This window comes from Reyranella sp., from assembly GCF_050185545.1.
GTDB lineage: Bacteria > Pseudomonadota > Alphaproteobacteria > Reyranellales > Reyranellaceae > Reyranella.
The window spans coordinates 1-4,034 of the sequence record NZ_JBFWZI010000028.1 but is presented as its reverse complement, the minus strand read 5'-3'; the positions used below and the strand labels follow the sequence as shown (position 1 = coordinate 4,034).

The 4,034-nt window shown below is 66.9% G+C and carries 6 protein-coding genes; 5 read left to right on the top strand and 1 reads right to left on the bottom strand.

The features are described 5' to 3' along the window. Positions 1-533 (top strand): hypothetical protein (locus AB7O82_RS10545; protein ID WP_428619341.1); only part of this gene is annotated, 533 nt, incomplete at its 5' end. Positions 534-571: 38 nt separating this feature from the next. Here the strand turns inward: AB7O82_RS10545 and AB7O82_RS10540 are convergent. Then, positions 572-1,705 (bottom strand): CaiB/BaiF CoA transferase family protein, encoded by a 1,134-nt coding sequence (locus AB7O82_RS10540; RefSeq protein WP_428553355.1) that lies wholly within the window; start codon positions 1,703-1,705, stop codon positions 572-574. Positions 1,706-1,894: 189 nt separating this feature from the next. On the opposite strand from AB7O82_RS10540, the gene AB7O82_RS10535 reads away from it, so the two are divergent. From AB7O82_RS10535 to AB7O82_RS10520, 4 genes are all read left to right on the top strand, one after another. Beyond that, positions 1,895-2,068 carry a DUF3309 family protein gene (locus tag AB7O82_RS10535; protein WP_428553352.1) on the top strand — a complete coding sequence of 58 codons (174 nt, stop codon included), beginning with the start codon at positions 1,895-1,897 and terminating at the stop codon, positions 2,066-2,068. A 272-nt stretch (positions 2,069-2,340) separates the two neighbouring features. After that, positions 2,341-2,805, top strand: coding sequence for a cupin domain-containing protein (locus AB7O82_RS10530; RefSeq protein WP_428553349.1), 465 nt, complete (start codon positions 2,341-2,343; stop codon positions 2,803-2,805). 85 nt (positions 2,806-2,890) lie between these two features. After that, entirely contained in the window at positions 2,891-3,292 is a 402-nt protein-coding gene (locus AB7O82_RS10525; RefSeq protein ID WP_428553346.1) for an ABC transporter substrate binding protein, read from the top strand. A gap of 219 nt (positions 3,293-3,511) precedes the next feature. Then, the coding region (locus AB7O82_RS10520) for a DUF5681 domain-containing protein (protein ID WP_428619339.1) at positions 3,512-4,034 on the top strand (523 nt) is incomplete at its 3' end.

The following is a 4,034-nucleotide window of genomic DNA, read 5'->3' as shown; positions in this document are numbered from 1 at the left end:
GCCGTCGGTCGCCACTGATATTGCTATCGCCCTTCTTCGGGCGCGACGAAGGGATCCCGGACGACACATCCCTCCTTCCGTCTGGGGAAGACGAGCCTTGGACCGGATCACTGGCCGATCTCGAACGAGCGGGCGTCATGGAACGCGACCCGGACGTCGGGGAATCTGCTTCGGCAGAGGGAAGTCGACGCTTCGTGCCGGATGACCCCGTTTCCGTAATTCGCTCCGAGCTCGATCGACACAGTCCAGAGACCATCCTTGTGCTCGGAGGACGTGCTGGCATTTGGGAAGCGCTCGCAGGTCGAGCCGGCATCATCGCCTATGGAACCGATGCGCGGTCAGCAGGCAGTCGCGCCGCACCAGGCCTGACCTTTATAGACGAGGTTGACGCCAGTGCTCTCCTGGACGAGGAGCTGAGCGGCGGTGATGGCGAAGGTCGTGAAGTGGCAATCGGCGGGGCAACACTGGGAATGCAAATCGGCCTGGTTCTCGAGGCTCTCTACAGGTTGGGCCCTGATCCGGACGATCGTTGATCGAAGTTGGTCGGAGCCTGACAATTCGACCGACGGCATCATTTCCCGAATACTTCGTCGGAATGCTCCCCGAGCTTCGGCGCCATCCGCGCCGACTGCGGCCGCACGCGATCGAAGGTTATGGGAATCCCGACCACCCGCGGCCCACCCTCGGGGAGCTGCTGCACCAGCCCCGACGCCGCAAACTGCTCCGTCGCCACCAGTTCGCCAATATCGTTCACGGGGCTGCACGGCACCCCCGCCTCTTCCAAAAGCTTCAGCCACTCCGCCCGCTTCCGCGTCAGCATCGCTGCCGCGATCTGCGGCAACAGATCCGTGCGATTGCGCACGCGCTGCGCGCTGGTCGCGAACTTCTCGTCCGTTGCCCACTCCGGGTGCCCCAGCGCCCGCGCGCAGCGCGCCCACAGGCGGTCATTGCCGGGCGCCAGGCAGAGCGGATGGTCAGCGGTGTCGAACACCTGGTAGGGCACGATCGCCGCGCCGCCGGTGCCGTGGCGCCTGGGCACCACGCCGTCGACCAGGTAGGCGTTGACCTGCCCCTCCACCCAGTGCACCGCCGAGTCGAACAGCGAGGTGTCGACCAGGCAGCCCTTGCCAGTGCGGTCGCGCTGGCGGAGTGCCGCGAGAGCGCCGATGGTGCAGAACATGCCGGTCGCCTTGTCGTTGATCGAGGCGCCGCAGAAGGTCGGTGGATCCTCGGGCCGGCCAGTCACGCTCATCATGCCGCCATAGGCCTGCAGCAGCGGATCGAAGCCCGGCCTAAGCCGCATCGGACCCTGGTAGCCGAATGCCCAGATCGAGCAGTAGATCAGGCGGGGATGACGCGCGAGCATCGCCTCGGGGCCGATGCCGATCTCGTCGACCACGCCGGGTCGCAGGTTCTGGATCAGGATGTCGGCGGTCTCGCACAGCCGATTCAGCTTCTCGATGTCGGCCGGCGCCTTGAGATCGAGCACGACCGAGCGCTTGTTGCGGTTCTGGCTATAAAAATAGAGCGAGGTGACACCGTCCGGCCCGAACGGAGGCCCCCAGATGCGGGCATCGTCGCCTCCCTCGGGCTTCTCGATCTTGATGACGTCGGCGCCCATGTCGGCGAGCAGCACGCCGGCCAACGGGCCGGCCAGTGCCTGCCCCACTTCGATGACGCGAACTCCTTCGAGCGGCAGGGTCACGGGGAACCTTTCCTGGTTTGCTATCGCACGGAAACGCCAGACTGCTGGCCGGGCGCCTGTCGGGTCAAGGATCGGACCGATCGCGGGATCGCCTGCCGGACGGCTCGCGGAACAATCGCCGGGGACTTCCGTTCTGGTCCTGATGGATGTTCCAGCTGATGCGGGCCGATACCGGAAGGAGAACGGCGCGTGACAACGATCCTGATCATCATCCTGCTCATCCTGCTGCTCGGCGGCGGGGGCGGATACTGGGGCTACTCACGGTGGGGCGGGCCGGGTCTCGGCGGCGTGCTGGGCGTCGTCCTGGTGGTTGTGCTCGCGGTCTGGCTGCTCGGCGGATTGACGGTGGTCCGCCCCGTCTAGCCCGCGAGGGCGGTGACCGATCGCCCTTGTCCTCGACCTCTTACAAAAATGCGCTGGGGGCGCGCCACTACAGTGGCGCGATCATCGACCAATCGCACAGAAGCCGCGCCACTGGACTGGCGCGCCCCCAGCCATGAACGCCCTTCGACGCACTGCCGCCATTTTCCCAGAATCGTGGTGCGCGCTTGGCGTGCTGGGTGTCTCCTGCAGCAATTGTCGGCTGGGCGGCCGAAGCCTAAGCTCGTGACGCCGCAGAGTGGAGGACAGGGGACATGACCGCGACAAAGGGCTTTGTCGTTCCCGCCGGCGGCGGGACACATCTCGACATGTTGGCGCCGGGGCGGTTCGCTCACCTGAAGCTGTTCGGTCGAGAGACCGAGGGCAGCATCATGATGTTCGAGGAGACGGTGCCGCCCGGCACGAAGAGCTGGTTCCACCTGCACCACGACAGCGACGAGGTCGCCTGGGTCCTCGAGGGCGAGATCACTTTCCTGATCGGCGAGGAGGTCACGGTCGGCGGGCCGGGCACCTGTGCCTTCTTCCCGCGCGACGTCCGGCACGCCTGGAAGAACAGCGGCGCGGCGACCGGCCGCGTGCTGTTCCTCTACACGCCGGCCTCCGCGGGCAAGTACGTCGAGGACATGCTGGAGCGGCCCGGCCGGCCGATGACCGAGGCCGAGCGCGCCGAGCTCGGACGGACTTATCACTGGGAGATCCTCGGACCGAACCCGCTGTGAGCCCGCGGACCTTGCCCGCCGCTTCGTCGATCCAGGCATCTCCCTCTCCCCGCCTGTCCCAGGGCATCTCTACATCCGCCAGACCGTGCAGACCCGGAAGGTGCTGAACGACGCCGACATCGAGACGTTGTTCGCCGCCATGAGCGCCGATCCGCCCGATTTCCTGGTGGTCAATCCCAGCCCGACGTTGTTCGTCGAGCGCGCCCGCATCGCCCGCCTGGTGCGCGCGCAGCGTCTGGCGACCAACTGCCAGGTGGTGGATCACACCGAGGCCGGCTGCCTGATGAGCTACGGCGCCGACGTCTTCGACCTGTCGCGGCGCGCCGCCGGCCATGCCGAGCGCATCCTGCGCGGCGCCGACCCGGGGCGCCTGCCGGTTCAGCAGCCGACCCGTTTCCAGCTGGTCATCAACCTCGATAGGGCGAAAGCGCTCGGGCTCTCGATTCCGCATGCCCTGCTGGCGCGGGCCGATCGATTGATCGACTGACGCAGGCCAAAGCACGGGCTTTCCCGGGAGATCCTCTGAAGCCTGCCCGACGTGAAGAATCTTGCTGTCAAGAGGTCGCCGCCACGGTGGCTCATTCCTGAGCCACGTCGGCTGGAGGCTATTCGCGCGCCGGCACGCTGCGGATATCTATCGTAGCCCATCGCATGCGCAAACGAAGGACGGGCAGACATGACAAAAGGGGCCAGAGAAGGCACTTCGATGAACCAAGGCGGCGAAGACCAAGCCGCACCGTACAAGGTCGGCTACGGCAAGCCGCCCGTGGCGACCCGCTTTCCGCGGGGCCGGTCGGGCAATCCGCTGGGGCGGCCCAGGTCCCCGCGCGACAAGGTGACGCTCGGCGGGGCGATGCGTGAGCTGCTGATGAGCGACGTCACCGTCGCCGTCGACGGGCGCCGTCGCCGGATGCTGCGCATCGAGGCGCTCGTCGACACTCTGATCGCCAGCGCGTTCGCAGGCAATGCCAGCGCCGCCCGCCTCGCGCTCGACCTCACCTACCGGTTCGTGCCACCCGACGAGACGATCGCCGACATGCACGAGGCGCTGAGGCAGGAGGCGCTGAAGCACGGGGCACCGAAGTCCACGGACGCCTGGGATTACTACAGCGACGAAGATCGCGCCCGGATGAGCTACGAATCGCTCACGAGCGATATGACTCCCGACCTCGTGTCTGGCGGCCAACCGTCCGACGACAGCGCGCCCGACGACACCCCCTCTGACGACA

Coding starts and splice junctions, on each gene's coding strand:
- AB7O82_RS10530 (WP_428553349.1), top strand. CDS start 2,341: ATGACCGCGACAAAGGGCTTTGTCGTTCCCGCCGGCGGCGGGACACAT.